This window comes from Kribbella sp. NPDC056345 (assembly GCF_042262745.1).
GTDB lineage: Bacteria > Actinomycetota > Actinomycetes > Propionibacteriales > Kribbellaceae > Kribbella.
On record NZ_JBHJQQ010000007.1, the window covers coordinates 287363 to 312716 of the forward strand.

Consider the following 25354-nt stretch of genomic DNA (forward strand, 5'->3'; position numbering starts at 1 on the left):
CTGCCCGTGGCAGATCTGCCCACCGCGAAGCCCCGGCGGATGGCACACTCGGTACAGGACATCTGAGCCGAGGAGGGCCACACGTGTTGTTACGCGAGGTGATCGGGAACGTCTTCCGCCGGTTGCGGCGCGAGCGCGGGATCACCCTGCGCGAGCTGGCCGAGCGGGCGCAGGTGTCCGTGCCCTACCTGTCCGAGATCGAGCGCGGCCGCAAAGAGCCGTCCTCGGAGATCCTGGCCGCGATCTGCCGCGCCCTCGAGCTCGAGCTGACCGACCTGCTGAACGAGGTGCAGTTCGACCTGGCCACCGCGGTCCGGGCCACGCTCCCGATCTCGCTGCAGACGACCTCGATCCGCGTGGCGCAGTCCGCGCCGCGCCCGGTCAGCTCCTCGCCGACAGCCCAGTACGGCGCCTTCGCCCTGGTCGCGTAGTTGGTCAGCTGGTACTCGAACCCTCCCGCCCGGGAGTGGCGGACGACGCCTGCCCCGGTCGAGGTGCTCGCGTTCCACCAGAGCCTGTCGGCGTACCGGCCAACTCCGCTGACGTCCGTTCCGGCGCTCGCCGCCGAGCTGGGCGTCGGGCAGGTGCTGGTCAAGGACGAGTCGCAGCGGCTCGGTCTGCCGGCGTTCAAGGCACTGGGTGCGTGGTGGGCGATCCACCGTGCGCTGCAGCCTGGCACGGCCGAACTCGTCACCGCGACCGACGGGAATCACGGTCGCGCGGTTGCGCGCCGGGCGGCGATGCTCGGTCTGCCGGCGTTTGTGTTCGTACCGGATGTGGTGAGCGAGGCGGCGATCGCCGCGATTCGGACTGAGGGTGCGACGGTGAGCGTCGTACCGGGTTCGTACGACGATGCGGTGGCCGAGGCGGCGGCGTACGCGGGGGACGAACGACTGTTGATCCAGGACTCGGCCTGGCCTGGGTACGAGGTGGTGCCGCAGCTGATCGTGGACGGGTACTCGACGCTGTTCCGCGAGATCTCCGCCGAGCCCGACCTGGTCGTCGTACCGATGGGAGTCGGGTCGGTCGCCCAGGCGGCAGTCACCCACTTCCGCAGCGAGGCACCCGCACCGATGCTCCTCGGCGTCGAACCATCAGCCGCCTCCTGCGTAACCACCAGCCTCCTCGCCGGCGAGCTCCTGAGCATCCCAACCTCAAAGACAGTCATGGCCGGCCTCAACTGCGGCACCCCCTCAACCCTGGCCTGGCCAGTGCTGTCAGCCGGCCTGGACCACGCAATCACCGTCGACGACGACGCAGCACTCCAGGCATCAGCCGACCTCGGCACAGCAGGCATCTCCTCCGGCCCAAGCGGTGCAGCCACCCTCGCCGCCCTGAGAGCCGCCGGCCCCCGCCTACCCCTGACAGCAAACAGCACAGTCATCCTGATCAACACAGAAGCCGCCACCCCCTGACCCAGCCCCCTCCCGCCGCGCCCATCCCGCGCTCTAAATCAGGGGCGGTCTGCGGACGCTGTGCCTAGGGTCGGGCGCATGGCGAACTACATCAAGCGGCGGTTGCCTGCGGAGGCTGGGTCAATTGCGGCTGCGTTGCAGATGGCTGAGTCTGAGGTGCGGTTCTATCGGGAGGTCGCACCGGAGATCGGCGTTCGGGTACCGGAGTGCTACCGCGCCGAGCTGAACGACGAGGGTTCGCTGCTGGAGCTTGAGGATCTCTCCGCCTGGCGGCAGGGAGCCGAGCCTGGAGCGGCGGCCGCGCTGCTGCGCTCCATGCATGATCGCTGGGTCGACCGCGCCCACGTGCGCTGGCCGTGGTTGCGCCCGATCGGCGCGGGGGACGAACTGGTCGCCCGCCTGTACGACGACATCTGGCCGAAGCTGGCTGCTCGCGCGGATCTGTCGTCTCCGGTGCGCGAATTCGGCGAGCGACTGGTCGGCAAGGTCCTGCAGGTTGAGGCGCGGTTGCTCGAAGCCGGACCGCTCACCCTCGTCCACGGGGATGCGTCGGCACCGAACCTGCGCACCGCCCCGAACGGCGAAATCGCTTTGCTGGACTGGGAAGACGTGTCCGCCGCACCCGGAGTGATCGACCTGACGTGGCATCTGGTTTCCTCGGTGCCGCCTGAGCAGTGGGCCGAGGCACTGGCCGCATATGGTCCGAGCGAAGGACTGCTGACCGCACTGCCGTCGAGCATGGTGCAGGGATATCTGAGCATGGCCGACTGGCCTGAAGGGTCCGAAGAAGCCGCGGGGTTCGATGCCCGGCTCGCGGCCGGGGTGGCGATGCTGTGAACGAGATCGAGTTGGTGGTGCGGTTCCCGGTTGATGATCGGGTGTTGTCGGAGCTGCATGCGGCGGCCTTCGATGCCCAGCCGGCGGTGGATCCCTGGGGAGAGCGGTTGGAGCGCTGGGCCCTGACCTGGGTCGGTGCCTTCAGCAACGATCGGCTCGTCGGGTTCGTGCAGGTGTGTTGGGATGGCGGGGCGCATGCGTTCGTACTCGACACGGCGGTGCACCCGGACTTCGGGCGGCGCGGGATCGGGCAGCAGCTGGTCGCGGCCGCCGCGACGGAGGCTCTGGAAGCTGGCTGCGAGTGGTTGCACGTCGACTTCGAGCCGCACCTGGCCGCGTTCTACCTCGAGGCGTGCGGGTTCCGGCCTACTGAGGCGGGTCTGCTGAAACTGCGGTGAGCCGCTCAGTCGAGATACACGAGGTCAGGCACCGCTCTTTCGCATCGCCGAGCAGATCAGCAGTCCAGCTCGTGAACCCACCGTCGCCGAGCTCCGCATCCCGCGTTCCGACACCGAGCGCCGTGCCGGTGTAGTAGGTGGCGCTCTTGGTGCGCTCGCTGTCTTCGCGGAGAGTCGCTCGAACAGCCGGGCGGACCGTGTCCTCGATCCGTTCGGTGACCGCCGACGGGGTGAACGTGGTGAACGTCAGGTCGGCGGATTCGCCGAGGACGTCCGCCCAGAAGTTCAGGTGATCGATCAGCAGCTCGGCCTCGGTCCGGCCCGAACCCGTGTCGCGAGCACTCGACACCAGCACGAACAACTGGAAGTGCGCGAACATCCCCGGCCCGTCGACCGACTGCGCCCGAACCACCCGCTGGCACGCCGCCAGATCCACCCGCGCCTGCCCGGCACGACGCCGTACGGCGGCCTCGATCGCCAGCTCGTTGGTCGGATCGCTGGCAACCTCGGTACCGCGGATCGTGCTCAGCACCTGGTGCTGGTTGATCGTCGCCACCGCCGAACACGTCCCCAGCGGCGTCACCGGCGACAACTCCACCCCGGCGAACCGCTCCGGCAACGCCTCCCACAGCCGCTGCTGCGTCCGCACCAAAGCCCGCGGATCGGCAGTCGACGGCCGCACGAACCGATCCTCCCGCCACCGCTGCATCAACCGCGCCGGCGTCACCTTCGCCGCCCGTTCCCGACTCACATCCAGCAACACCGACTGCAACTCAGAAGCACTCAGCCCTTCGACCAACGCCTCCCGACTCCCAGCCGGCAACTTCCCCCAGAACCGCCCACTAACATCCGCCACAGTTCTACTCTGCCGGAAGGTCCGCACCCGACGCGCGGCATTTACCCGAACCCCCAGGCCATCACAACTGAGCCAGACGGGAGGTGCTGAGCGGGCGAAGGGACGGGCGCCGGCAATTGTGATGGCCTCCAGGTCCGCACCGCGCTCCAGTTGATCAGTGGGGGTGGTCCGCGAATCCACATGCGGAGTCGGAGGTTGGGCGGTACCTTCGGAGCATGAGATTTCCTAGTCCGCATCTTTGACCTAGGTCTCGCCGGGCCGATCGGCTACCGACCGGGTTGTCGACCCGGATCGTGGCCTACCAGGCGCTGCAGGACTTCATTCCGCTGTATCCCCTGTACCAGTTGCTGTTCACCGATCACGGACTGTCGGCAGCGCAGATCTCCACGCTGTTCGTGATCTGGTCGGCGACCGGTTTCGTCGTCGAGGTGCCGTCCGGTGCCTGGGCGGACTCGTACTCCCGCCGCAAACTCCTGGTGTTCGGTGCCCTGATCGGCGCCGCCGGTTACGCGGCCTGGATCGTCCTGCCCACGTACGCCGGTTTCGCCCTCGGGTTCGTCCTCTGGGGGATCTCGTCCGCCCTCATCTCCGGCACCTACGAAGCCTTCGTGTACGACGAACTGGCGGCCCGCTCGCTCACCACCCGGTACGCAACCCTCCTGGGCCGAGCCCGCTCCGCCTCCTTCATCCTCAACCTCGCTGCCACCGCCCTCGCGTCCCCGCTCTTCGCGCTCGGCGGCTACGCACTGGCCGCGGCGGTCAGCATCACGAGCAACCTTGCCCAGGCGATAGTCGCCTACACCCTGCCCGAGGCTCCCCGCGCAACCGTGGAGTCCGAAGACGGCACCTCGCGCGGCGCGTTCGCCAACTACTTCGCCATGCTGCGGTCCGGCCTCGCCGAAGTACTCACCGCCAAGACCGTACGGCGGGCTGTCGTGCTCGCCGCGCTGGTCGCCGGCTTCCTCTCGTTCGACGAGTACTTCCCGTTGCTGGCCAGGGAGATCGGCACACCAACCCCGCTCGTCCCGCTCCTGATCGCCGGCACAGTCGCGGCCCAGGCAATCGGCGGTGCACTCGCCGGCCCGGCATACAAGTTGCCAGTAGCAACCTTCTCCGGAGCGCTCGGCATCACCGCGGTCCTGATCGCGATCGGTGCGCTAAGTCGAGAAGCCTGGGGATTCCTCCCGATCGCCCTCGGGTACGGCGTGATGCAGCTGGTGATCGTGGTTGCCGACGCGCGGCTGCAGGACGCGATCACCGGACCGGCCCGGGCGACCGTGACCTCGGTGGCGGGACTGTTCAGTGGGATCTTCGCGATCGCGGTCTACGCCGGGTTCGCGCTCGGATCGGTCTGGTTCACGATGTCCACGCTGGTCGCCGCGCTCACGATCCCCGTGCTGCTGACCGCGTTCGTCGTACCGGCCGCAATGCCCGCGGTGAAGATCGACAACGCCGACTCGAACCCGCTGTCGAAGTCGTAGGCGAGCCCGTCCGCACCCAGCTCCGACACGACGCGGACGAGCGTCGGCGCCTTCCCCGCAGGTAGCTCGGCCACGCGACTGAGCAGGTCAGGCCCGAGGTCGAACGTCTCGGCCCGGACGGCGACCTCGCCGAGCAGGAACCCGTGGATGAAGTCGACGAGCGTGTTCACTGCCTCGACGATCTGCCGCGCCGGCAACCCGCCTCGGTCGAGTGCGCGGTAGAACGGCTCGACCGTCGCTACCACAACCGCCGACACCGCCGACGTGTCGGACAGGATCTGCAGCGCGAGATTCGGGTGTGCCCGCAGTGCGTTCCGATACGCCCGCGCCGCGTCCTTCAACTGCTCCTGCCACCCAACGGCGTCACCGGGATCCGGAAACTCCAGGTCGGCGAACACCAGCTCCGCCAACCCGGCCAGTACGGCGGCCTTGTTCGGCAGGTGGTGGTAGAGCGACATCGGATTCACTCCGAGCGTCGCGGCGAGCCGTCGCATGGTCAGTGCGTCGATGCCCTCGTCGTCGACGATCCGCAGCGCCGCGGCCAGGATCGCCTCCCGGCTGAGCCGCTCCTCGCCTGCCCGGGGCCGCCCACCGGAGCGCTTGCCAGCATTAACCATACGTCGTATGGTACATAACCATACAGCGTATGGAAAGGATCGGACGATGAAGCCGTTGGCGGGGAAAGTCGCATTGGTGACCGGAGGCAGTCGCGCGGCCGGGCGGGGGATCGCGGTCCAGCTCGGCGCGGCCGGCGCGACCGTGTACGTCACTGGCCGGACCACGCGCACCAGCCGCTCGGAGATGAATCGCCCCGAGACGATCGAGGACACTGCCGCGCTGGTCAACCAGGCCGGCGGCCACGGCATCGCCGTACCGGTGGACCACCTCGATCCCGCGCAGGTGAAGGACCTGGTCGACCGGATCGAGCGTGAGCAGGGCGCGCTGCACATCCTGGTGAACGACATCTGGGGTCAGTTCAGCGAACCCGAGTGGGACAAGACCGTCTGGGAGAGTGACCTCGAGGACGGGCTGCGGCTGTTCCGGCTCGGCGTCGACACGCATGTGATCACCAGCCACTTCGCGCTGCCGCTGCTGATCAAGTCACCCGGCGGTCTGGTGGTCGAGATGACCGACGGCACCAACGAGTACAACGCGGACAACTACCGCGTCTCGTTCTTCTACGACGTCGCGAAGGGTGCGGTCAGCCGGATGGCGTTCGCACTCGCGCACGAGCTCGACAAGTACGAGGCGACCGCCGTATTGCTCAGCCCGGGCTGGCTGCGATCCGAGGCCATGCTCGAAGGATTCGGCGTCACCGAGGAGACCTGGCGGGACGCGACCGAACGCATCCCGCACTTCGCCATCTCCGAGAGCCCGTCGTACGTCGGTCGCGCCGTCGCCGCGCTCGCCGCGGATCCCGACGTACGTCGCTGGAACGGGAAGTCCACTTCGAGTGGTGAGCTCGCGAACATCTACAACTTCACCGACCTCGACGGTTCGCAGCCCGATGCCTGGCGCTACATCGTCGAGGTCCAGGACCCCGGCAAGCCCGCCGACACCACCGGCTACCGCTGAATCCGCTCCTCCAACTGCGCCAGGACGCGGTTGACGGTCGCCACATCCTTGGCCGGGAGGTCGCCGAACAGGTCGTCGGCCAGGCGCGCGGTCTCCGTGTCCATCCGGTGTGCCGCCGCCGTCCCCTTCCGGGTCGGCCGCACCAGGACAGCGCGCCGATCCTCGTCGTGGGCGGTCCGGGTCACGAACCCGGTCCGCTCCAGCGCGTCGACCAGAGTGGTGACGTTGCGCGGCGTCACGAGCAGCAGGTCGGCCAGCTCCCGCTGGGTCATCGGCCCGTGCTGCACGATCTGCCACAGTGCCGTTGCCCGGGCGCGGGTCAGTCCACGCTCGGTCAACCCACGCGTCATGTCTTCGGTCATCAGGATCGACACTGTGAACAACCGGTTCAACGCTTCCCGGCCAACTGATGTATCAGGATCATTGTGTACCATGTTCACTAAATACTAGCGAACGGATGATGCCGATGACAACGACCGCCGCCGCCAACGTCGACCTGCTGCGCGGGCTGTACCAGCTGCTGACCGACGGCGACATCGATCAGGCCGCCGAGCACCTCACCGAGGACTTCGTCGCCAACCAGCCCGGCCGCCCCGAGCCCACCATCGGCCGGGACCCCTGGAAACAAGGCACGCAGTACATGCTGTCGGCCTTCCCGGACCTCAAGGTCACCATCGACGAGATCTTCGGCCACGAGGACAAGGTCGTCGTCAGGCTCCACTTCGACGGCACCCATCAAGGCCCGTTCGTGGACATCCCTCCGACCCAGCGCAAGGTCACCTTCCGCAGCCTCGAGCTCTACCGCATCAAGGACGGCAAGGTCGCCGAGGAGTGGGTCGCGCCCGACACGATGGACCTGATGCGACAGCTCACCACCTAGAGCCGGTACGGCGGGCAGACGGCTTCACCTGTCGTCGGAGTGGTCAACGCCCGCGCCTCGGCGTCCAGTGCCGGATGTGGATGAGCGGCCGCGATCGGGATCCCGGTCGTCGCCGCGAGCGCGAGGACCTCGCGCCGGGAGGTGACGGCCCGCGCCGGATCACGCTCGTACACATAGGTCAGCTCCGGCCATCGAGCCTGCGCAGGATGCACCAGCACATCCCCACCCAGCAACGCCCGCTCGGTCACGACCGACTGATGCCCAGGCGTATGCCCCGGTGTCGGCAGCAACCGCATCCCCCGGAACCCGACGTCCCCGTCCACCACCCGCAACTGCCCGGCCTCCTCGATCGGCCTGATCATCCGCTCGTACGTCGCGCCGCCCCGCACATGCGCCAACTCATCCGCCTGTACGACGTACTCCGCGTTCACGAACCGCGGCCGAGCTCCCTCCGCACTCCACCCCACGTGATCCAGGTGCACATGCGTCAACACCACCGCATCCACCTCGTCAACCCCAACCCCCGCCAACTCCAGCAACCCCGGCAACCGCCCGGCCACCCCCAACCACTCAGCCGCCTCACCTCCAGCCGGCCCAACCCCCGCATCCACCAGCACCACGCCCGCATCCCCAGTCACCAAGTAGCTGTGAAAATGCAGCCACCACCCACCCCCACCGACATTTCCCGGCGCAACCCGAGCCGTCCACTCGGCATGCTCAGCACCCCACCCGGGCATCGCCTCCGACACCCCCTCCGGAAACACCGCCACCGCATCACACAACACAGTCACGTCCACGACTGAGCCTCAGGAGGGCAGGTGGCGGAAGGTGGCTTCGGCGATGTCGTTGAGGCCTTGGTTGAGGGCCAGTTTTGCGGTAGGTGCGTGTTGGTGGACGAGGTTGAGGAGTTGTTCGAAGAGGGGGAGGAGCTCTTCGTTCCTGCGGATGCCGGCGCCGATGAGGACGCAGTCCCAGGGGTGGGACTGCAGGGTGGTGACGACGGTGGGGACGTCATCGGCGCCGTCGAGACCGACGAGGCAGTCGTGCGCTTCGATGCCGCGGTCGCGGAAGCTCGCGGTGGCGGCCTCGATGGCGGCGTCTACCGGAGCCGGGTCGAAGGGGCCGGGGATGCGGTGGGGATCGAGACCGATGACGAGGACCTTGGGAGTAGTAGTCACCTTTCGACCGTAGTCGGCGATCAGCTCACCAGCATGACGGTGGCGAGGGTGGTCATCAGGAGGGCGATGGTGGTGTCGAGGACCTGCCAGGCACGGGGGCGGGCGAAGACGGGGGCCAGGCGGCGGGAGAGGAAGCCGAGGGCGAAGAACCAGGTGAAGCTGGCGGTGACGGAGCCCAGGCCGTAGAGCCAGCGCGCGTCGGGGCCGTGCTGGTTGGCGAGGCTGCCGAGCAGGACGACGGTGTCGAGGTAGACGTGCGGGTTGAGCCAGGTGAAGGCGAGACAGGTGAGGACGACGGTGCGTACTGCGGCGGGGGTGTGGTCGGTGGCCGCCAAGGTCGTGGGGCGGAAGGCGCGGCGGGCGGCGAAGGCGGCGTAGGCGAGCAGGAAGGTGGCGCCGCCGTACTTGGCGATCGAGAGTGCCAGGGGACTGGTCGAGATCAGGACGCCGAGGCCGGCGATACCGGCAGAGATCAGTACGGCGTCCGACAGCGCGCAGACGAGGACTACCGGCAGCACGTGTTCGCGGCGCAGCCCCTGGCGCAGGACGAAGGCGTTCTGAGCGCCGATGGCGACGATCATGGCGAGGGTCGTGGCGAAACCGGCGAGGAGGGACATGCTTCGACGGTAGGAAGAACTGCCGGAGTAAACCAGCTAAAGATTCTCACGTGCCATTAGAATCGCTTCATTATGCTGATCGACTCCGCGCAGTTGGAGACCTTCGCGGCGGTCGTCGACGAAGGAAGTTTCGACGCCGCGGCGCAACGGCTCCAAGTCACGCCGTCGGCGATCAGTCAACGGATCAAAGCGTTGGAGAGCCGCCTCGGCCAGGTGGTGGTGATGCGCGGGAAGCCGGCCCGGCCGACGGCGGCCGGTGAGGCGGTGCTGCGGTTGGCGCGGCAGGTCGCCCTACTCGAGTACGAGGCGATCGCCGCCGTACAAGGGACTGTTGACGCGCTTCGGTTGCCGATCGCGGTCAATGCGGACTCGCTCAACCACTGGTTCCTGGACGCGATGCTCGATCTGTCCGAGCAGTTCCCGGCGCGGTTCGTGATCCACCGCGAAGACGAGGAGTACTCCGCGGAGTTCCTTCGCAACGGGACTGTTCTGGCCGCCGTCACAGGTGATCCGCGGCCGGTGCAGGGTTGCCGCGTCGTACCGCTGGGCAAGATGCGCTACCTACCCGTCGCGACCCCCGAGTACGCCGACCGCTGGCTGGCCGGCAAACCGCTGGCCGATGCACTCGGCGAGGCACCGCTGATCGTGTTCAACGAGAAGGACGTTCTGCAGCATCGGCTGATTCGCAAGCTGACCCGGCGGCGCCTCGATCCGCCGGTGCACGCCGTACCGGCGGCCGGAGCCTTCCACCAGGCGGTGTCGATCGGGCTCGGCTGGGGGATGATCGAGGATCAGGTCGCCGACCCCGCGATCGCGGCCGGCCAGTTGGTGACCATTGCCCCCGGCAAGTATCTCGACGTACCGCTGTACTGGCAGCACTGGAAGCTGGAGTCCGAGGTGCTCGCGGCCCTCACCGCGGCGGTGCTGCGCGCAGCCGCCACAAGCCTTCGGAGATCCTAAGACATTCGTGCCAGACGGGCGTATCAGACGCGGTGTTACGCTGCGGGCCATGGGCAACCGGGAGTCGCTGATCGACGGCGCGAAGAGGTGTCTGGTCCAGAAGGGGTACGGCCGGACGACCGCGCGCGATATCGCGTCCGCAGCCGGGGTCAGCCTGGCGGCGATCGGCTACCACTTCGGTTCCAAGGAAGCCCTGCTCAACGAAGCGATGCGTCAGGCGCTCGACGAGTGGGGGGCCGATGTCGGGCGCGCGCTCGCACCGGCAGGCCCGACCAGCGGCTACGAGCGCTTCGTCGCGACCTGGCAGCAGGCGATCGGCAGCCTCTCCGAGCCGAACGTGAAGGCGCTGTGGACCACCCAGTTCGAGGTGCTCAGCGTGGGGCAGCCAGGTCTACTGGCGGACCTCTCGAAGCTGCAGGGCGAGGCGCGCGAAGGGCTGGCGCACCTCTTCGGCGGCGTCGATGCCGACGCGGACCCCGCCGAGGTCAACCGGATCGGCTCGTTCTTCCAGGCGCTCCTGCTCGGCGTCGTCGTGCTCTACCTGTTCGATCCGGCCAAGGCCCCCAGCCCCGAGGATCTGGTCGCATCGATTCGCGCAGTCGCCGAGCGGATCGAAAGCTAGCTCCAGCGCAAACCCATCGGGTTGTCCGGCGGGACCAGTGCACTAGACATCAGTACGGCGCTCAACGGGTGCACCAGGTCGTGCAGTTCGGTCGTCAGGTCGTCGCCAAGCGCACGCCAACCGGTCTCCGCCAATGCGTCGGTGGTGTCCTCCACCTGCTGGCGGAGTGCCTGGCCGGCGTCGGTCAGCGCGCCGGCCGCGTCGAGTAGTCCCCGCGAACGGAGGTCGTCCTCGGCAGCCGTCCACTCCTCCGAGCTCCAGCGCCGGGCGACATCGAAGGTCTCCTTCGTGGGCCCGCCCACCGCTGCGGCCGTCACCAACGCCTGACACGGGCTGAGTCCAGCCGCGACGAGCGCAGCCACGTGCCCGTCACCACGCGACTCACGCAGAATCGTGGTCGCCTGCCACAGCACGAGGTGCGGCTCATCCGGCCAGTCGAGCGCTGCGTTGGCCGCCCCGAGCGGGCGCCCCGCCAGCGGTGCGGCCTCGGCCGCGCGCCGCGCGACCTCAGCCACGCGTTCGAACGACGGCAAGGGATCGAACAACCGTCGTACGGCGCTATCGACCGCAGCGAGCCGTGCTTCCAGCAACTGGCCCGGGGTGGCACGCTCCCACGCGTCTGGCACGGACCGCGCAACCATCGCCGGGTGGAAGTTGTAGAAGACCGCGGCCACCAGCTCGGCCGATGCCGTACCGAGCGGCGCGGCGCGGCAGCCGAAGTAGCTCATCCAGCCGCCCTTGAGACCCAGGGCATCGGTCGCCTGCCTGGTCTCAGGGGCGAAGTAACTGATCGCGTGGAAGGGCTCGAGCGTCTTCCACATCTGGCGTGCGCGGTTGTCCGTCACACCAGCGGACGGTACATCACATGCAGCCCGACGTACCCGAGTTTGGGGTGTTCGAATGCCTCCGGCACGGTCCCGGCGATCCGGAACCCGAGCGCCTGCCACAGGTGGACGGCCGGCTCGTTCGTCTCCACGACCGCGTTGAACTGGATCGACCGGAAACCCTCGCGGCCGGACCACTCGATCATGTCCTCGCAGAGCAGCCGCCCGACCCCGCGACCGCGAGCCGCCGGGCTGACCATGAAGCTGGCGCTGGAGACGTGCGAGCCGGGACCGGGACGGTTCGGGTACATGTTCGCGCTACCGAGGACGGTGCCGTCCGCATCAACCGCGACCGTGGTGCGGCTGCGGGTGGCGGGCGTCATCCACATCGCCTCTGCCTGCTCGTACGTGAGCTCGGGATCGTAGACGTACGTCTCCCGTGCGGCAACGATGTCGTGGAAGAACGGCCAGATGGCCGGCCAGTCGGCGTCGGTCGCGACCCTGATCTGCACTGTCATGATGCGAAAAGCATCACCTTCACAGCGGCAGGTGCCAAGCCATTTACGCTGGAGCCCATAGAATTGCTGGGGATGACAAACTCCGTGGTCCATGGGTTGCCGCGCTGGAGTCTGGCCGTGCCCCCGCTCGCCTTCGTCGTCCTGGTCCTGTCCTGGGGCCGCGATCTCGGTGCGATTCTGCTGATCCTGGTCTGCGCCGGTCTCGGCGCCGCAGTGATCGCGGCCGTCCACCACGCCGAGGTCGTCGCGCACCGCGTCGGGGAACCCTTCGGCACCCTGATCCTCGCACTCGCCGTGACGATCATCGAGGTCGCGCTGATCGTCACGCTGATGGCGTCCGGCGGTGACAAGGCCGCGTCACTGGCGCGCGACACCGTGTTCGCCGCGGTGATGATCACCTGCAACGGCATCCTCGGCCTGGCGCTCGTCGTCGGTTCCCTGAAGCACCACGTCCAGGAGTTCCGGGTCCATGCGTCGAGCGGCGCGCTCGCGGTGATGACCGCGCTGGTCACGCTCAGCCTGGTGCTGCCGACCTTCACGACGAGTGCGTCCGGGCCCCGGTTCAGCGGACCGCAGCTGGCCTTCGCGGGCGTGGTCTCGCTCGTCATGTACGGCGTCTTCGTCTTCGTGCAGACCGTCCGGCACCGTGACTACTTCCTCCCGGTCTCGGACAACGCAGCGGACGAGGAGGAACATCACGCGGATGCCCCGAGCGGGAAGGTCGCGCTGATCAGCCTCGGCCTGCTGTTCGTCTGCCTGGTCGCTGTGGTCGGACTGGCCAAGACGGTCTCGCCGAAGCTGGAATCCGCAGTCGAGTCAGCCGGCGCCCCGCTCGCGGTGGTCGGCGTTGTCATCGCACTGCTCGTGCTGCTGCCGGAGACGGTTGCGGCTGTGCGCGCGGCCCTCCGCAACCGCCTCCAGACCAGCGTGAACCTGGCGCTCGGCTCGGCCCTGGCCAGCATCGGCCTGACCATCCCGGCGATCGGGATCGCCTCGATCTGGCTGGACGGCCCGCTCGTGCTCGGGCTCGGCGGCAAGGAGATCGTGCTGTTCGCGCTGACTGTCGCGGTCAGCACCATCACCCTCGCCACCGGCAAAGCCACCCTGTTGCAGGGCGCCGTTCACCTGATGGTGTTCAGCGCCTTCCTGTTCCTAGCCGTAAGCCCCTGAGGTAGTCGGCCACGGCCTTCTGCTGATTGTGCTCGGCCCAGCTCAGCGCATCGCCGTCGTACGACGGATCGCGCAGCTCCGGATCGGCGCCGAGCTCGACCAGCCGCTGGACTGTTTCCAGGTGACCGTTAAGCGCGGCCCGATGGATCGGCGCAGCGCCGGCCATGTGGTTCACGTCGAATCCCAAGCGCTGCAAGGGTTCCAGCGCCTCGGTCCGCCCGGTCTCGGCGGCCCGCATGACCAGATGCGGATTGCGAGCGACCGCTCGGGCAGCAAGGGCGGCATCAACTGAGCGCGACTCCCCGCGCCAGGCGGCGGCGTACACCTCATGTACGTCGTCCAGCGGTGCCGCCCCGTGAGCGCGCAGGAGCTCCGCGATCTCGGTATGCCCTTGGACAGCAGCAAGTTCGTACGCCCGATGCCCGCAGAAGACCGGGTGTTCCGTGCCGCGCCCTTCCGGATCGGTGCCCTGGGCAAGCACCAGCTCGACCCGATGCAGTAGACCTTCGGACGAGGCGAACACCAGCTCGTCCTCGAGCAGTTGCTGCGGTGTCGGATGTGCCGTCGTCATCCGCTCGTGCCACGGACCACCGTCACCCCGGCCCAGCCCGAACTCGAGCAGCAGTTCCAAGTGCACATCGTCGTACGGCGGGGGACAGCCCGGACCGCAGTTGTACATGGTCTGGCTGTCGTTCGGATCCGCACCGGCCTCGAGGAGCAACCGAGCCAGCTCGACCCGATTCTGATGTGGTGGCTGGTCGCCCTCGCCGCGCCCGAAGACGCCGGTCAGTGCGGTGAACGGCGAGGGCATGCCCTGCCACAGATAACCCGCGTTCGGATCGGCGCCGTTCTCCAGGAGCAGCCGCGCGATCTCCACCTGGTTCGGTGCGTCGATGCGGCTGTAGGTGAGATAGAGCAACGGTTCCCACCGGTACGGTCCGCCCTCTGCCCTTGCCTGGCTGAGATTCCGCCCTACGGCGTCGATCTCGCCTGCGACGACCATCGTGTAGATGTTGCTGTGGGCAACTTCAGGGAGCAGTGAACGGGCCGCATGCTGCCGGGCCGGATCGTCCTGCCCGTAGTGCAGCGTCGCCAGCTTGAGGAACTCGTCGGCACGCTGCTCGGGAGTGTCCAGTGGACCACCAATCGACTGGCGATGCGGGGATCGGCTGTAGCGGCCGACCAGCTCGAGGTGATGCACGATCCGCGGCCAGCTGGGGAATCCGTAGCTGCGGGCGATCACCAGCTGAGCCTCGGCCAGCGTGCTGACCGGATGGAACTCGTCGGCCAGGGCAACAGCGGCCGGGTCGCCGGCCTGGACCTCGGACAGGAGCCGTTTGGCCTGCTTGCGCAGGTGATCCAGATGCGGGTCGTTCGGAAGATTACGGGTCGGCATTGGCCGACCTCCTCTCTGCGAGCCTGCTGTCCGCGTCGACAGGCGAGAAAGGAGGTGTGAACAACGGCACCAACTTCAAGACATTCAGGTGGGCTGAGCCCTTCCCGCGGACCGGAGGCACCCTGAGCGCCTACCGAAAACAGTAACCCATCAAGGCTTCTCCATCCACCATTCCGTGAACTCGTGCGCCCGGTCCTTGGTCAACCGGATCACCCACAGGTTGCTGAACTCACCCGGTGGCTCGGTCAGGTACGTCGTCCAGCAGCGTACGAACCCGACCCCGTCACCGAAGCCGAGCACCTCGTACTCGAATGCCGTCTCACCCGGCGCGTCCGCGACCTCCGCCCAGGCCTCCACGATCGCGGCCCGCCCGACCACTGGGTCCTCGTCCGGCCGCCGGTACCACGCGGCGTCCTCGGTCCACAGCGCCTCCACATCGGCCGGGTCGTTCGACTCCCAGGCCTTGCGGTACTTCGTCACCCACCGGTCCAGATCCTTCTCCCGCATACCGGCATCGTCTCAAGCGATCCGGTTCCCGTTCAGTACGACGCTCGCCGGGGTCGCGAGGATTTCCGGGTGCTCGCGCGGATCGGCGTCGTACGTGACGAGGTTCCCGTCGCCGGTCAGCCCGAGGTACTCCTGCGCTCCGGTGGAGGCGGCGACCAGTGCCTGGGTGACAGTCAGGCCGTGCTTCACGAGCAGGTCGACCTCACCCGCAACTGAGCCGACCACGTCGGAACCGGCCAGCACGCGGACGCCGTACCGGTCGGCGAGGGCGAGCATCGCGGCAGCCTGTTCGGAGCGAGCCAGGCGGCGGTCTCGCTGTTCCGGTGTTTCGCTGGGACTCTCTCCGACCGAGGCGCAGAGGGTCGGCGTCCAGGCGCCGCCGCGGGCGCCTAGGGCCTGCAGATCCTGCTCGGTGAGTGCCGTGCCGTGCTCGATCGAGTCGACTCCGACCCGGATCAGTTCGCCGGCGATGTCGGTGGTGCAGTGCGCGGCCACCCGCGCACCTCGGCTGTGCGCGAGCTCGACCATCGCCTGGATCAGGTCGGTCTCGTAGGTCTGCGCCATCACGCTGCCGCGGATCGGCCCGTCCGGACCGACCTCGGGGAAGTCGGCGACGAGCTTCAGCCAGGTTGCGCCGTCGGCCAATTCGGTCTCGACCGCGGCCAGCAACTCCTCGGGCGCGACCGGCTCATGCGCAGCCGCGAAGTAACGACCCTCCGGAGCCAGGAAGCGCCCGGCCGCGATCACGACCGGCCGGCCGTCGTCCTCGGTCGTCGCCAGCTTCAGCGTGACCGACCGATTGCCCCCGACGTCCCGCACCGCGCTCACTCCCGCGACCGCCAGCTCGTCGAGCCGCGCCCGCGCGAAGTCAGCCCCGAACAACGCCGGCCACCCGTCCGCACCGGCCCCCAGCGTCAAATGGCAATGCGAGTCAACCAGCCCCGGTACGGCGAACCGCCCGGGGAGGCGCTCAGGATCGCCCGAACCAACGGTCACTCGGGTGCTGTCACCCGCGGGCAGGACGGTTCCTTCGAACACCCAGCTCGTCATCCACCCATCCTCCCCCGGGTGAGGTGCAGCTCACGGAGCGTTCTACTTGAACATGTTCAAAAGCTGGGTCTACGCTCGACCTACGATGATTTGAACGTGTTCAACTTGTGAGGGAACGACATGAACATGACTGTGACGACGTACCTGACCTATCTGGCGGTCGCCGTACCGCTGACGATCTGGGTGGCCCGCACGCTGAGCCACAACGGGCGGATCTTCCTGGTGGACGTGTTCGACGGCAACGAGGCCTTCGCCGATGCGGTGAACCGGCTGCTCGTGGTCGGGTTCTATCTGCTCAACCTCGGGTTCGTGACGCTGTTCCTGCGGTCGAAGGACCCGGTGCTGAATGCCAGCGGGGTGTTCGAGGCGCTGAGCGTGAAGCTCGGCATCGTGATGCTGATGCTCGGCTGCATCCACCTGGCGAACGTGTGGGTCTTCAACAAGATCCGCAGGCGCAGCCAGGCCGAGCGCCTGACCACACCCCCGGTCCCGGCGAACGCCGTACTGGCTCCCCAGCCCGAACCGCCCCTGAACTACGGCTACTGACCCATGCGGGAGCTGACGGTTCTGTACGACGCGCAGTGTGGCCTGTGCCGCCGGTTCAAGGACTGGTTGGCGGTGCAGGCGCCGGCTCCGGACGGCCAGGGAGGGGTGGTGCGCACGCGGTTCGTCGCGGCGGGGTCGGCGCAAGCGCGGGCGCTCTACCCCGATCTGGACCACGCGGCCACGCTGCGCGAGGTGACGGTGATCGCCGACGACGGGTCCGTGTACGTCGGCGATCGGGCCTGGATCGTCTGCCTGTGGACAACCTTCGAGCACCGGCCGATGGCGATCCGGCTCGCCTCTCCAGCGATGCGGCCGGTGGCGCGGGGGATGATCCAGGCGGTGGCTGGGTTGCGGCGGTTCACGATGGATCGGGGTGGGGGTGACTACGCTGACGGCTGTGACGGACGGTGCGACCACCAAGGGTGAGCAGACGCGTGAGTTGATCCTGTCGACGGCGTTGCGGTTGTTTCGCGAGCAGGGGTACGGCAAGACGACGATGCGGGCGATCGCGACCGAGGCGGGGGTCTCGGTCGGCAACGCCTACTACTACTTCGGCTCCAAAGACCATCTGATGCAGGCGTACTACGACCACCTGCAGGAGCAACACCGGGAGGCGGTCCAAGCCGTCCTGGCGGGTGAGAAGTCGTTCGCCGCGCGGCTGACCGCCGTACTGCGGGTTTGGCTGGACGTGTCGGCGCCGTACCACGAGTTCGCGGGGACGTTCTTCAAGACGGCGGCGGATCCGAAGAGTCCGCTGTCGCCGTTCAGCACGGAGTCGCAGCCGGCCCGGGATGCGAGTGTGGAGATCTTCCGTCAGGTGGTCGCGGGCTCGGACCTCAAGCTCTCGCCAGAGCTGGCGGCTGAGCTGCCAGAGCTGTTGTGGCTACTGCACATGGGGATCGTGCTGTTCTGGGTGCACGACGACAGCGAGGGCCTTCGCCGTACCAACCTGTTGATCGACCGCTCGGTGCCACTGGTCGACCGGCTGCTGCGGCTGACCCGGATCCCGGGTGTGCGTGGAGTGGTCAACGACATCGTCGGACTGATCCGAGCGATCAAGCCCTGACCTATTCGCCGGTGCTGCCGTCGATGCGTTCGCGCAGCAGATCCGCGTGGCCGTTGTGCCGTGCGTACTCCTCGATCAGGTGAATGTAGAGCCACCGCAAGCTGTATTCACCCTCGCGGCGCGGCCGTCGGAACGTGTCATCGAGGGCGTAGCGCATCGCGATCGCGTCAGACTCTTGTACGGCGTCCGCGTACGTCTGCAGGTCCTTCTCCGCCTCGGCGGCGTCGGCGAGATCAAAGTCCCCATCGGGGTTCTCAGCCGTCCAGTAGAGATCCGGGACCGCCTCGCCGGCCAGGCAGGTCTTGAACCAGTACTGCTCGACTTCCGTGAGATGGCGCACTAAGCCGAGCAGGGACATGCTGGACGGCTCCACACTGCGCCGTACCAGCTCCTCCCCGCTCAGACCGCTCACTTTGAGCAGCAATGTCTGCCGGTGGTAGTCGAGAAATCCCTGCAGCAACTCGCGTTCGGGAGCGGCGTTCGGCGGGTCTGTTCGGGTCACCGGGACAAACTAGCTGGGGGAAGGACCTCCGGTGCCGTACACTGACTGTGACGGCCCGCCCAGTTCTGCCTCGGGCCAGGAGCACTCTGTGACAGAGGTGCTCGCAGTCGACCCCCAAGCGCCGCGGCCGATGACGGCCGCGCCGGGCAGGACGACCCCACGATTTTTGGAGTACCTATGGCGGCCCGCCGCCCCTTTACGCAAGCCACGAACACGTCCACTTCCGCTTCGTCCTCCCGCCCGCCGCGGCGCCGGCGTCCGGCCGCGAAGAAGACCGACGGGAATGTTGCTCAGAGCAACGGCTCGGTCACTGCTTCGGAGTACGACTCGGTGATTCCGCTCGAGGTTCCGGACGACCTGACCTTCGCCGATCTCGGCGTACCGGATGCTCTGGTCACGGCGCTCGCCGCGACCGGGGTGACCAAACCCTTCCCGATCCAGGCGGCGACGCTGCCGGATTCGCTGGCCGGCAAGGACGTTCTCGGCCGCGGCCGGACCGGCTCCGGCAAGACTTACGCCTTCGTGCTGCCGCTGCTGGCGCGCCTGTACCTGCGCGGCAACAAGCGGCAGTCGAAGTCCCCGCGAGCACTGATCCTGGCGCCGACGCGGGAGCTGGCCACCCAGATCCAGGCCTCGATCCAGCCGCTGGCCGATGTGCTCGAACTGCGCACGATGACGATCTTCGGCGGCGTCGGCCACGGCCCGCAGACGACCGGGCTGCGCAAGGGCGTCGACATCGTCGTCGCCTGCCCCGGCCGCCTGGAGGACCACCTCAAGTCCGGCAACGTGAAGCTCGATGCGGTGGAGATCACCATCCTCGACGAGGCCGATCACATGGCCGACCTGGGCTTCCTGCCCGCCGTCCGCCGGATCCTCGAGGCGACGCCGGCCAAGGCCCAGCGGCTGCTGTTCTCGGCCACGCTGGACGCGGGCGTCAACGTCCTGGTCCAGCGCTTCATGACGAACCCGGTCACGCACAGCGTCGACTCGGCACAGTCGCCGGTCTCGAAGATGACCCACCACGTGCTGCACGTGAAGTCCGACAGCCGGCTCCCGGTCCTGGTCGACCTGACCGCCGCACCGGGCCGCACGCTCGTCTTCACTCGCACGAAGTACGGCGCGAAGTCGCTCACCAAGAAGCTGATCGCTTCCGGCGTACCGGCGGTGGAGTTGCACGGCAACCTGTCGCAGGGTGCGCGGACGCGCAACCTCGAGGCGTTCTCGGCCGGTACGGCGAAGACGCTGGTCGCGACCGACATCGCCGCGCGCGGAATCCACGTCGACGACATCACCCTCGTCATCCACGCCGACCCGCCGGTCGAGCACAAGGCCTACCTGCACCGCTCCGGCCGCACGGCCCGCGCGGGTGCCGAGGGCACGGTCATCACGCTGATGACCGACGACCAGGTCCGCGACGTGCGCGACCTGACCCGCAAGGCCGGCATCGCCCCCACGACCACCAAGCTCACGATCGGCGACCCGCTGCTCGCCGAGCTCGCCCCCGGCGAGCGCACCTTCGTCGAGCCCGCCAAGATCGTCGTCACCGCAGCCGCCACCTCATCTGGCGGTGGCCGCGGCCGAGGTCGAGGCAACGGCGGCGGCCGCGCTCGCGCGGCTGGTGGCAGTACCCAGAACCGCACCGCAGGCGGCGGTTCAACCCGCACCGCAGGCGGAGGCACTGGCACCCGTACGGTCGCCAAGTCGACCGCCACCCGCCCCGGCGACAGCCCGTCCGCCTCCCGTGGCGGCCGCCGTCGCCGCGGCCCCCGCAAACAAGCTGCCTGACGCCACCACCGGCAACCCCGCGCCCCCGAGCACCTCGCCCGGGGGCGCGCCCTGTTCCCGGCCCACTTGTGGTGGCCTGAGACAAGAACTGGTGGGCTGAGACAAGGAATGACCTGTCCCCGCCCACCGCCCGCTGTCCCCGGCCACAAGTGAGGGTCCGCTGCTTGGTGGGTGGGAGTTTGTACGTCGGCCCGGGTGGCGGTGCGCTCGGATGCGGCCGGGTTCGTACGGCGGTGGTTGCTCACCGCTGCGGCCGGCGTTAGAAAAGTGGTGTGGCTGGCCGGGTCTGTGGCTGGGCGGGATGGTGCGGTCGGTGACCGCGGTGCCCCTTGCTTGAGCTTCCGGGCTATGACTGGCGCCGGAGAGTGCGGAGGCCTGCCAGCTGACCCGCCGCAATGGGGAAAGACAGCCGCGGTGGGGAGACAGCCGCGGTGGGGAGAGACAGCAGCAGTCATCCAGCCCAGCCGCCGGATCCGCCCGCCCGAAGGCCCATTCGGCCGCCCGAGGCCACAAGCCTGGCGATCATCGGAGCCGTACCGCCAAATACCGGCAGCCACACTCCGCAGAACCACCGCATTTGGTGGGTGAACCCACCGGGTGGGAGGTTCCCACCCCGGAATCCGGTACGGGAACCTCCCATTTGATAGGTGAACCCACCGCGTAGCGGGTTCTCGTGGTGGTGCGCCTCATGGGGGAACCCATCAAATTGCCGTGGGCCGGACACCGGGGGCGGACATCCCACTAGATGTCCACACTCCCCAGTAGCTGACCGCAGTACGGCGAAGGCGCGTGCCGCCCCCGGCCGAGCCGGGAATCGGGGGTTTGGACAGGAAGCGGTGGGCGGGAACACGTTATTCCTTGTTCACGCCCGCGATGCGGTGTCCACGCCCCCGCTAGCTGGCGCGGGTTTAGGTTGGGGTGGTGATGATTCGGACTGTGGTGGGGGAGCTTGCGCCTGCGGAGCTGGGGGTTTGTGACTCGCATGATCATCTGTTCTTCCGGTCGGCGATGTTGCCCGGGCAGGAGCTGGATGATGTGGACGCGGCGCTGGCGGAGGTTGGCGCGTTCGCTGCTGCGGGTGGGCAGGCGATCGTGCAATGGACGCCGTACGGGTTGAATCGGCGAGCTGCCGAACTGCCTGGGATCTCAACCCGGGTTGGGGTTTCGCTGATTGCAGCGACTGGTCTGCATCGGGCCGAGCACTACCCGGCGGGGTTCGTTGCGAAGGTGCGGCCGCGGCTTGCGGAGATCTTTCGTGATGAGCTGATCGTTGGCATCGGCAACAGTTCGATCCGGGCCGGGCTGATCAAGGTGGCCGGTGGATTCCATCGGCTCGACGAGCATGCGCGGTTCGTGATGCACGCCGCCGCGGAGGCGCATCACGCGACCGGCGCACCGATCGCCGTCCATCACGAGCTCGGGTCCGCGGCCGACGCCGTACTGGACCTGCTGGTCGACACCCTCGGCGTACCGCCTGGAAGCGTCATCCTCGGGCATCTCAATCGCTTTCCGGACCAGCGTGCGCACGGTGAGCTGGCCAAGCGCGGTGCGTGGCTGGCGTTCGATGGGCCGTCTCGGGCGAACAACGCGACTGATCCGCACCTGCTCGACTGTCTGGCTGGGCTCATCGACGGCGGGTACGGCGATCGGCTGCTGCTCGGCGGGGACACGACGACCGCGAAGGCTCGGGGCGCGACTGGTGAGGGGCCGGGGATGTCGTTCCTGCTGACCGCGCTTCGGCCGCGGATCACGCGTGAGTTCGGCGCCGACACGGCGGAGGCGATCTTCCGGACTAATCCGGCCCGAGCGTTCGCCTGGTAGTACGGTTCGGCCATGAGCGTCGTCGCACAGGTCTTCGTGGTGGTTGCCGGGTTGTTCCATGTCGCGATCTTTGTCATGGAGAGCGTGCTGTTCCGCAAGCCGAGCACGTACCAGCGGTTCCTGGTCAAGGACGAGACCGAGATGAACGCCGCCCGGCCGTGGGCGTTCAACCAGGGGTTCTACAACCTGTTCCTGGCGGCCGGTGCGCTCGGCGGGCTGATTGCGGGCGGCGACAAGGGCCATGCGATCGCGCTCTTCAGCTGCGCCTGCATGGCCGGTGCGGGCATCGTGCTGGTCGCCTCCGACCGTCGGATGGTTCAGGCCGCGGCCACTCAGGCCCTGCCGCCGATCCTCGCTCTGGTGCTCGCTGCCGCGCTCTGATTGACTTCAAGTGCACTTGAAGTCAGAAGGTGTTCGGCATGATCACGACTGCTGAACCGGCCATGACGACTCCAGGTGTGCTGTCCCCGCGGTACCGGGCGCTGACGATCGGCATGGTCGCGCTGATCACGCTCGTCGCCTTCGAGAACCTGGCCGTCACGACCGCGATGCCGACCGTCGCCCAGGCGCTCGACGGCCTGTACCTCTACGCGCTCGCGTTCGGCGGCCCGCTGGCTGCCGGCGTGGTCGGGATGGTTGTCTCCGGCACCTGGAGTGACCTGCGCGGCCCGACTCGCCCGCTCTGGCACGGGACCGCCTGGTTCCTCGGCGGCCTGGTGATCGCCGGGCTCGCGCCGAGTATGGAGGTCCTGGTCGCCGGCCGGATCATCCAGGGCTTCGGCTCAGGCCTGCTCACTGTTGCCTTGTACGTCGTTGTCGGGCAGCTCTACCCGGCGATTCTCCGCCCGCGGATCTTCGCCGCGTTCGCGACCGGTTGGGTGGTGCCGTCCCTGGTCGGCCCGGCGATCGCGGGGCTGATCGTGGAGCACACGAATTGGCGGATCGTGTTCCTCGCCGTACCGGTGCTGGCGATTCCGGCGGCCTTCGTGATGCGTCCCGGCCTGGCCCGCGGAGACCGGTACGACGTTCGTCAGGGGCGGCTGTGGAACAAGCAGGCACTGCTGGCCATCGGGGCTGCCATCGGCGTCGGCGCCTTGAACTTCGGCGGGCAGCAGCACGGCGTACTGCAGATCGCGCTGCTCACGGCCGGGCTGGCCGCGATCGTGGTGTTCGCGCCGAGGCTGCTCCCGCGGGGGACGTTCGTGCTTGGGCGGGGACTGCCGTCGGTGATCGCGCTGCGGGGGTTGGTCGCGGCGGCCGGCTTCGGCGCGGAGGTGTTCCTGCCGCTGATGCTGACTCGGGAGCGTGGGCTGTCACCGGCGTTCGCGGGGCTGGTGCTCACGGTGAGTGGGGTGAGCTGGACGCTCGCGTCGTGGTGGCGGGGCCGGCCGAACCACCGGTTCGGTCCGGAGGTGTTCCTGCAGGTGGGGATGATCGCGATCGTGCTCGGGATCGGGATCGCCGTCCTGACGTTGCACCCGGAGGTACCGGTCGTGGTCGGCATCCTGGGCTGGGGCCTGGCCGGGTTCGGGATGGGAACGGTCTTCCCGACGCTGTCGGTGCTGGTGCTCGAGTACTCCGAGCGTGCCGAGCAGGGTGCGAACAGTTCTGCCCTGCAACTCAGCGACTCGTTGTCCACGGCAACGGTCCTGGCAGTCGGCGGCTCGCTCTTCGCGGCGATCGAGCCGCGCTCCCCGGTCACCGCTTATCTGGTCGCCTTCGGACTCCCCGCCGTACTGGCTCTGGTCGGGGTCCAAGCGGCGCGGCGGACTACTCCTTCGTCCCGCTGACCGCGATCCCGGCGCCGAGGCCGATGATCATCAGGCCGCCGGTCCCACCGACGAACTCGAGCCGGCGCGGTGAACGGGCGAACCACTCCCGCGCCGTACCGGCCACGACCGCCCACAGGCTGTCGGACAGCAGGGCGATCGTGATGAAGATCAGGCCGAGTACCAGGATCTGCGCCCAGGCCGGGCTGCCCGCCCGCTGATCCACGAACTGGGGCAACGCGGCGGCGAAGAAAACCGCGGTCTTGGCGTTCGTGATCCCGACCAGAAACCCCTGCCGCACCGTTCGACTTGTCGTGCCAGGCTTCGCGGCCCCGGTCATCGCCGCCACCAGGGACTTCCGCGTCCGGAACGCATGCACCCCGAGATAGATCAGGTACGCCGCTCCGACCAGCTTCACCACGGTGAGCGCCACCGCGCTGGCCGCAATCAACGTGCCCAGCCCGAGCGCCACCAGCACCAGCATCACCGAGGCACCCAACGTGTTCCCCAGCATCGTCAACACGGCCTCACGCCGCCCCACCGCGAGCGCCCGCCCCACGATGAACAACACACTGGGCCCGGGGACGACGATGATCACCAACGCAGTAATCGCAAACGCAAGCAGATGCTGAGCGGAAGGCATACCCGCCACTGTAGATCGTCCGCCCCTGCACCGGCTGAAGTATTCGAACCGTCTCGAAAAGCTTCAGCTCGTCACCGCCGGATGTCACGGTGTCCCCACCTCACGACCAAGGGACACCATCATGAAGCCCCTCACCCGCCGGTCCGCCCTCGGACTGGCTGCCGCGGCCGCTGCCGCCCCTCTTACCGCCACTCTCCCCGCCCGCGCCTCGCAGGCGATCCGGCTGTCCATCGACCAATGGACCAATGTCTCCAGCTACCGGCCCGACAAGTCCTACTGGGTGGTCAATCCACGCGACCCCGATGTGGAGGATCGGGATGCTCGTGACGCTGCGCGTACCGGGCGCATGTACAGCTCGGACCCGGCGAATGTCTGGCGGTCGTTCTTCCGGGTGCCGGTAGCCGCCCTTGCGGGACGCTCGATCCTGGATGCCTACTTCACCATCCTGCTGACGCACTCAGCCACCGGCACGCCAACTCCGGTGCACCTGTTCCACGTCCGTGACATCGACCCGGCGGTACCACTGACCTGGGGAAACTCGGCGGACTCGTGGCTGACCCAGGCCGGCACCGCGTCCGGTAGTTCCTACGGCTCACAACCGGACCAGGAGTTGCAGTTCTCCACCGACGCCCTGCGGTCGGTCGTCCAGGCGGCTGCCACGTTGCAGTCGCCGTTCCTCTCGTTCGGTCTGCGCAACCTGGACGAGAACAACCAGTTCCACTGGAAGAAGTACCGCGCCACCAGCGCCGCGCTCACTGTCTTCTACGACTGAGGTGATTGTCACCCCGGGACCGCGGTCCGTTGACCCCTCAGCGGGGAGCGGGCTACGGTTCGGGGGACAACTGCGATGTCACGAGGGAAGCCGGTGAAAATCCGGCACGGCCGCGCCACTGTGAGCGAGCTTGCTCGCGAGTCAGGATGCTCGGGCACCAGCAGCC

30 protein-coding genes, 1 pseudogene and 1 riboswitch are annotated in these 25354 nt (G+C 68.1%); of the genes and pseudogenes, 18 read left to right on the forward strand and 13 right to left on the reverse strand.

Annotated elements, in window-relative coordinates; translation table 11 throughout:
* The first annotated feature begins 83 nt into the window (after nucleotides 1-83).
* From ACFCV3_RS25605 to ACFCV3_RS25620, 4 genes are all read left to right on the forward strand, one after another.
* Nucleotides 84-431 carry a helix-turn-helix domain-containing protein gene (locus ACFCV3_RS25605; RefSeq protein ID WP_376033848.1) on the forward strand — a complete coding sequence of 116 codons (348 nt, stop codon included), beginning with the start codon at nucleotides 84-86 and terminating at the stop codon, nucleotides 429-431.
* Nucleotides 432-1415: a pyridoxal-phosphate dependent enzyme gene (locus tag ACFCV3_RS25610; protein ID WP_376033850.1), complete on the forward strand. Its 984-nt coding sequence runs from the start codon at nucleotides 432-434 to the stop codon at nucleotides 1413-1415.
* Between the two features lie 78 nt (nucleotides 1416-1493).
* On the forward strand, nucleotides 1494-2252 hold the full coding sequence (locus ACFCV3_RS25615; RefSeq protein WP_376033852.1) for a phosphotransferase family protein: 759 nt from the start codon (nucleotides 1494-1496) through the stop codon (nucleotides 2250-2252).
* Nucleotides 2249-2650, forward strand: a complete 402-nt coding sequence (locus ACFCV3_RS25620; protein ID WP_376033854.1) for a GNAT family N-acetyltransferase — start codon at nucleotides 2249-2251, stop codon at nucleotides 2648-2650. The genes ACFCV3_RS25615 and ACFCV3_RS25620 overlap by 4 nt, the downstream gene beginning before the upstream one ends.
* Here the strand turns inward: ACFCV3_RS25620 and ACFCV3_RS25625 are convergent.
* Nucleotides 2619-3506, reverse strand: a complete 888-nt coding sequence (locus tag ACFCV3_RS25625; RefSeq protein WP_376033856.1) for a hypothetical protein — start codon at nucleotides 3504-3506, stop codon at nucleotides 2619-2621. The genes ACFCV3_RS25620 and ACFCV3_RS25625 overlap by 32 nt on opposite strands.
* A gap of 293 nt (nucleotides 3507-3799) precedes the next feature.
* On the opposite strand from ACFCV3_RS25625, the pseudogene ACFCV3_RS25630 reads away from it, so the two are divergent.
* A pseudogene (locus tag ACFCV3_RS25630) lies at nucleotides 3800-4813 on the forward strand (MFS transporter); the annotation flags it as partial.
* A gap of 17 nt (nucleotides 4814-4830) precedes the next feature.
* Here the strand turns inward: ACFCV3_RS25630 and ACFCV3_RS25635 are convergent.
* A complete protein-coding gene (locus tag ACFCV3_RS25635) occupies nucleotides 4831-5604 on the reverse strand; it encodes a TetR/AcrR family transcriptional regulator (protein ID WP_376033858.1) in 774 nt (257 codons plus the stop codon).
* A gap of 46 nt (nucleotides 5605-5650) precedes the next feature.
* On the opposite strand from ACFCV3_RS25635, the gene ACFCV3_RS25640 reads away from it, so the two are divergent.
* Nucleotides 5651-6562, forward strand: coding sequence for an SDR family oxidoreductase (locus ACFCV3_RS25640; RefSeq protein ID WP_376033860.1), 912 nt, complete (start codon nucleotides 5651-5653; stop codon nucleotides 6560-6562).
* On the opposite strand, the gene ACFCV3_RS25645 is transcribed toward ACFCV3_RS25640, so the two are convergent.
* The gene (locus tag ACFCV3_RS25645; protein WP_376033862.1) at nucleotides 6553-6924 is read right to left on the reverse strand and encodes a MarR family winged helix-turn-helix transcriptional regulator; all 372 of its coding nucleotides are present in this window, start codon (nucleotides 6922-6924) and stop codon (nucleotides 6553-6555) included. The two genes, ACFCV3_RS25640 and ACFCV3_RS25645, sit on opposite strands and share 10 nt — an antisense overlap.
* Nucleotides 6925-7028: 104 nt before the next feature.
* Here ACFCV3_RS25645 and ACFCV3_RS25650 point away from each other — a divergent pair, with 104 nt between their 5' ends.
* Nucleotides 7029-7442 (forward strand): ester cyclase, encoded by a 414-nt coding sequence (locus ACFCV3_RS25650; RefSeq protein WP_376033863.1) that lies wholly within the window; start codon nucleotides 7029-7031, stop codon nucleotides 7440-7442.
* Here the strand turns inward: ACFCV3_RS25650 and ACFCV3_RS25655 are convergent.
* From ACFCV3_RS25655 to ACFCV3_RS25665, 3 genes are read right to left on the reverse strand one after another with little or no spacing between them, the layout of a single operon-like run.
* The gene (locus ACFCV3_RS25655; RefSeq protein ID WP_376033865.1) at nucleotides 7439-8239 is read right to left on the reverse strand and encodes an MBL fold metallo-hydrolase; all 801 of its coding nucleotides are present in this window, start codon (nucleotides 8237-8239) and stop codon (nucleotides 7439-7441) included. The genes ACFCV3_RS25650 and ACFCV3_RS25655 overlap by 4 nt on opposite strands.
* Nucleotides 8240-8248: 9 nt before the next feature.
* Entirely contained in the window at nucleotides 8249-8620 is a 372-nt protein-coding gene (locus tag ACFCV3_RS25660) for a hypothetical protein (protein ID WP_376033867.1), read from the reverse strand.
* A 20-nt stretch (nucleotides 8621-8640) separates the two neighbouring features.
* Nucleotides 8641-9237 carry a LysE/ArgO family amino acid transporter gene (locus ACFCV3_RS25665; RefSeq protein WP_376033869.1) on the reverse strand — a complete coding sequence of 199 codons (597 nt, stop codon included), beginning with the start codon at nucleotides 9235-9237 and terminating at the stop codon, nucleotides 8641-8643.
* A 72-nt stretch (nucleotides 9238-9309) separates the two neighbouring features.
* Between ACFCV3_RS25665 and ACFCV3_RS25670 the strand changes: the two genes are divergently transcribed.
* Nucleotides 9310-10197: a LysR family transcriptional regulator ArgP gene (locus ACFCV3_RS25670; RefSeq protein ID WP_376033871.1), complete on the forward strand. Its 888-nt coding sequence runs from the start codon at nucleotides 9310-9312 to the stop codon at nucleotides 10195-10197.
* Between the two features lie 49 nt (nucleotides 10198-10246).
* Complete coding sequence (locus ACFCV3_RS25675) at nucleotides 10247-10819, forward strand: TetR/AcrR family transcriptional regulator (RefSeq protein WP_376033873.1); 573 nt, start codon at nucleotides 10247-10249, stop codon at nucleotides 10817-10819.
* On the opposite strand, the gene ACFCV3_RS25680 is transcribed toward ACFCV3_RS25675, so the two are convergent.
* Both ACFCV3_RS25680 and ACFCV3_RS25685 read right to left on the reverse strand, forming a co-directional pair.
* Nucleotides 10816-11664 (reverse strand): hypothetical protein, encoded by an 849-nt coding sequence (locus tag ACFCV3_RS25680; protein WP_376033875.1) that lies wholly within the window; start codon nucleotides 11662-11664, stop codon nucleotides 10816-10818. The genes ACFCV3_RS25675 and ACFCV3_RS25680 overlap by 4 nt on opposite strands.
* Nucleotides 11661-12161, reverse strand: coding sequence for a GNAT family N-acetyltransferase (locus ACFCV3_RS25685; protein ID WP_376033877.1), 501 nt, complete (start codon nucleotides 12159-12161; stop codon nucleotides 11661-11663). The genes ACFCV3_RS25680 and ACFCV3_RS25685 overlap by 4 nt, the downstream gene beginning before the upstream one ends.
* A 72-nt stretch (nucleotides 12162-12233) precedes the next feature.
* On the opposite strand from ACFCV3_RS25685, the gene ACFCV3_RS25690 reads away from it, so the two are divergent.
* On the forward strand, nucleotides 12234-13331 hold the full coding sequence (locus tag ACFCV3_RS25690; protein WP_376033880.1) for a calcium:proton antiporter: 1098 nt from the start codon (nucleotides 12234-12236) through the stop codon (nucleotides 13329-13331).
* Here ACFCV3_RS25690 and ACFCV3_RS25695 read toward each other — a convergent pair.
* From ACFCV3_RS25695 to ACFCV3_RS25705, 3 genes are all read right to left on the reverse strand, one after another.
* On the reverse strand, nucleotides 13297-14727 hold the full coding sequence (locus tag ACFCV3_RS25695; RefSeq protein WP_376033882.1) for an ankyrin repeat domain-containing protein: 1431 nt from the start codon (nucleotides 14725-14727) through the stop codon (nucleotides 13297-13299). The two genes, ACFCV3_RS25690 and ACFCV3_RS25695, sit on opposite strands and share 35 nt — an antisense overlap.
* 150 nt (nucleotides 14728-14877) lie before the next feature.
* Nucleotides 14878-15234: a YybH family protein gene (locus tag ACFCV3_RS25700; RefSeq protein WP_376033884.1), complete on the reverse strand. Its 357-nt coding sequence runs from the start codon at nucleotides 15232-15234 to the stop codon at nucleotides 14878-14880.
* 12 nt (nucleotides 15235-15246) lie between these two features.
* The gene (locus ACFCV3_RS25705) at nucleotides 15247-16284 is read right to left on the reverse strand and encodes an amidohydrolase family protein (RefSeq protein ID WP_376033886.1); all 1038 of its coding nucleotides are present in this window, start codon (nucleotides 16282-16284) and stop codon (nucleotides 15247-15249) included.
* A 120-nt stretch (nucleotides 16285-16404) separates the two neighbouring features.
* On the opposite strand from ACFCV3_RS25705, the gene ACFCV3_RS25710 reads away from it, so the two are divergent.
* From ACFCV3_RS25710 to ACFCV3_RS25720, 3 genes are read left to right on the forward strand one after another with little or no spacing between them, the layout of a single operon-like run.
* Nucleotides 16405-16830, forward strand: a complete 426-nt coding sequence (locus ACFCV3_RS25710) for a hypothetical protein (protein ID WP_376033888.1) — start codon at nucleotides 16405-16407, stop codon at nucleotides 16828-16830.
* 3 nt (nucleotides 16831-16833) lie between these two features.
* Nucleotides 16834-17256: a thiol-disulfide oxidoreductase DCC family protein gene (locus ACFCV3_RS25715; RefSeq protein ID WP_376033890.1), complete on the forward strand. Its 423-nt coding sequence runs from the start codon at nucleotides 16834-16836 to the stop codon at nucleotides 17254-17256.
* Nucleotides 17228-17896, forward strand: a complete 669-nt coding sequence (locus ACFCV3_RS25720; RefSeq protein ID WP_376033892.1) for a TetR family transcriptional regulator — start codon at nucleotides 17228-17230, stop codon at nucleotides 17894-17896. Before ACFCV3_RS25715 ends, ACFCV3_RS25720 begins: the two co-directional genes overlap by 29 nt.
* Before the next feature lies 1 nt (nucleotide 17897).
* Here ACFCV3_RS25720 and ACFCV3_RS25725 read toward each other — a convergent pair whose 3' ends face one another.
* A complete protein-coding gene (locus tag ACFCV3_RS25725) occupies nucleotides 17898-18398 on the reverse strand; it encodes a DinB family protein (RefSeq protein WP_376033894.1) in 501 nt (166 codons plus the stop codon).
* Between the two features lie 177 nt (nucleotides 18399-18575).
* On the opposite strand from ACFCV3_RS25725, the gene ACFCV3_RS25730 reads away from it, so the two are divergent.
* The 4 genes from ACFCV3_RS25730 to ACFCV3_RS25745 all read left to right on the forward strand — a co-directional run bounded on the left by ACFCV3_RS25730 (nucleotide 18576) and on the right by ACFCV3_RS25745 (nucleotide 23794).
* The gene (locus ACFCV3_RS25730) at nucleotides 18576-20183 is read left to right on the forward strand and encodes a DEAD/DEAH box helicase (protein ID WP_376033896.1); all 1608 of its coding nucleotides are present in this window, start codon (nucleotides 18576-18578) and stop codon (nucleotides 20181-20183) included.
* Nucleotides 20184-21107: 924 nt separating this feature from the next.
* Nucleotides 21108-22004 (forward strand): phosphotriesterase, encoded by an 897-nt coding sequence (locus ACFCV3_RS25735; protein WP_376034228.1) that lies wholly within the window; start codon nucleotides 21108-21110, stop codon nucleotides 22002-22004.
* A gap of 12 nt (nucleotides 22005-22016) precedes the next feature.
* The gene (locus ACFCV3_RS25740) at nucleotides 22017-22385 is read left to right on the forward strand and encodes a DUF1304 domain-containing protein (protein WP_376033898.1); all 369 of its coding nucleotides are present in this window, start codon (nucleotides 22017-22019) and stop codon (nucleotides 22383-22385) included.
* Nucleotides 22386-22423: 38 nt separating this feature from the next.
* Nucleotides 22424-23794 (forward strand): MFS transporter, encoded by a 1371-nt coding sequence (locus ACFCV3_RS25745; protein WP_376033900.1) that lies wholly within the window; start codon nucleotides 22424-22426, stop codon nucleotides 23792-23794.
* Here the strand turns inward: ACFCV3_RS25745 and ACFCV3_RS25750 are convergent.
* Complete coding sequence (locus ACFCV3_RS25750; protein ID WP_376033902.1) at nucleotides 23775-24416, reverse strand: LysE family translocator; 642 nt, start codon at nucleotides 24414-24416, stop codon at nucleotides 23775-23777. The genes ACFCV3_RS25745 and ACFCV3_RS25750 overlap by 20 nt on opposite strands.
* A gap of 121 nt (nucleotides 24417-24537) precedes the next feature.
* Here ACFCV3_RS25750 and ACFCV3_RS25755 point away from each other — a divergent pair, with 121 nt between their 5' ends.
* A complete protein-coding gene (locus ACFCV3_RS25755; RefSeq protein WP_376033903.1) occupies nucleotides 24538-25188 on the forward strand; it encodes a hypothetical protein in 651 nt (216 codons plus the stop codon).
* Nucleotides 25189-25273: 85 nt separating this feature from the next.
* Nucleotides 25274-25338, forward strand: a riboswitch (cobalamin riboswitch).
* The last annotated feature ends 16 nt before the right edge of the window (nucleotides 25339-25354 follow it).

What these genes read in the sequence shown, in the direction of transcription:
- ACFCV3_RS25615 (WP_376033852.1), top strand. Translation starts at nt 1,494, where the DNA reads ATGGCGAACTACATCAAGCGGCGGTTGCCTGCGGAGGCTGGGTCAATT.
- ACFCV3_RS25635 (WP_376033858.1), bottom strand. Translation starts at nt 5,604, where the DNA reads ATGGTTAATGCTGGCAAGCGCTCCGGTGGGCGGCCCCGGGCAGGCGAG.
- ACFCV3_RS25640 (WP_376033860.1), top strand. Translation starts at nt 5,651, where the DNA reads ATGAAGCCGTTGGCGGGGAAAGTCGCATTGGTGACCGGAGGCAGTCGC.
- ACFCV3_RS25645 (WP_376033862.1), bottom strand. Translation starts at nt 6,924, where the DNA reads ATGACCGAAGACATGACGCGTGGGTTGACCGAGCGTGGACTGACCCGC.
- ACFCV3_RS25650 (WP_376033863.1), top strand. Translation starts at nt 7,029, where the DNA reads ATGACAACGACCGCCGCCGCCAACGTCGACCTGCTGCGCGGGCTGTAC.
- ACFCV3_RS25665 (WP_376033869.1), bottom strand. Translation starts at nt 9,237, where the DNA reads ATGTCCCTCCTCGCCGGTTTCGCCACGACCCTCGCCATGATCGTCGCC.
- ACFCV3_RS25670 (WP_376033871.1), top strand. Translation starts at nt 9,310, where the DNA reads ATGCTGATCGACTCCGCGCAGTTGGAGACCTTCGCGGCGGTCGTCGAC.
- ACFCV3_RS25675 (WP_376033873.1), top strand. Translation starts at nt 10,247, where the DNA reads ATGGGCAACCGGGAGTCGCTGATCGACGGCGCGAAGAGGTGTCTGGTC.
- ACFCV3_RS25685 (WP_376033877.1), bottom strand. Translation starts at nt 12,161, where the DNA reads ATGACAGTGCAGATCAGGGTCGCGACCGACGCCGACTGGCCGGCCATC.
- ACFCV3_RS25690 (WP_376033880.1), top strand. Translation starts at nt 12,234, where the DNA reads ATGACAAACTCCGTGGTCCATGGGTTGCCGCGCTGGAGTCTGGCCGTG.
- ACFCV3_RS25695 (WP_376033882.1), bottom strand. Translation starts at nt 14,727, where the DNA reads ATGCCGACCCGTAATCTTCCGAACGACCCGCATCTGGATCACCTGCGC.
- ACFCV3_RS25700 (WP_376033884.1), bottom strand. Translation starts at nt 15,234, where the DNA reads ATGCGGGAGAAGGATCTGGACCGGTGGGTGACGAAGTACCGCAAGGCC.
- ACFCV3_RS25705 (WP_376033886.1), bottom strand. Translation starts at nt 16,284, where the DNA reads ATGACGAGCTGGGTGTTCGAAGGAACCGTCCTGCCCGCGGGTGACAGC.
- ACFCV3_RS25710 (WP_376033888.1), top strand. Translation starts at nt 16,405, where the DNA reads ATGAACATGACTGTGACGACGTACCTGACCTATCTGGCGGTCGCCGTA.
- ACFCV3_RS25715 (WP_376033890.1), top strand. Translation starts at nt 16,834, where the DNA reads ATGCGGGAGCTGACGGTTCTGTACGACGCGCAGTGTGGCCTGTGCCGC.
- ACFCV3_RS25730 (WP_376033896.1), top strand. Translation starts at nt 18,576, where the DNA reads ATGGCGGCCCGCCGCCCCTTTACGCAAGCCACGAACACGTCCACTTCC.
- ACFCV3_RS25735 (WP_376034228.1), top strand. Translation starts at nt 21,108, where the DNA reads ATGATTCGGACTGTGGTGGGGGAGCTTGCGCCTGCGGAGCTGGGGGTT.
- ACFCV3_RS25740 (WP_376033898.1), top strand. Translation starts at nt 22,017, where the DNA reads ATGAGCGTCGTCGCACAGGTCTTCGTGGTGGTTGCCGGGTTGTTCCAT.
- ACFCV3_RS25745 (WP_376033900.1), top strand. Translation starts at nt 22,424, where the DNA reads ATGATCACGACTGCTGAACCGGCCATGACGACTCCAGGTGTGCTGTCC.
- ACFCV3_RS25750 (WP_376033902.1), bottom strand. Translation starts at nt 24,416, where the DNA reads ATGCCTTCCGCTCAGCATCTGCTTGCGTTTGCGATTACTGCGTTGGTG.
- ACFCV3_RS25755 (WP_376033903.1), top strand. Translation starts at nt 24,538, where the DNA reads ATGAAGCCCCTCACCCGCCGGTCCGCCCTCGGACTGGCTGCCGCGGCC.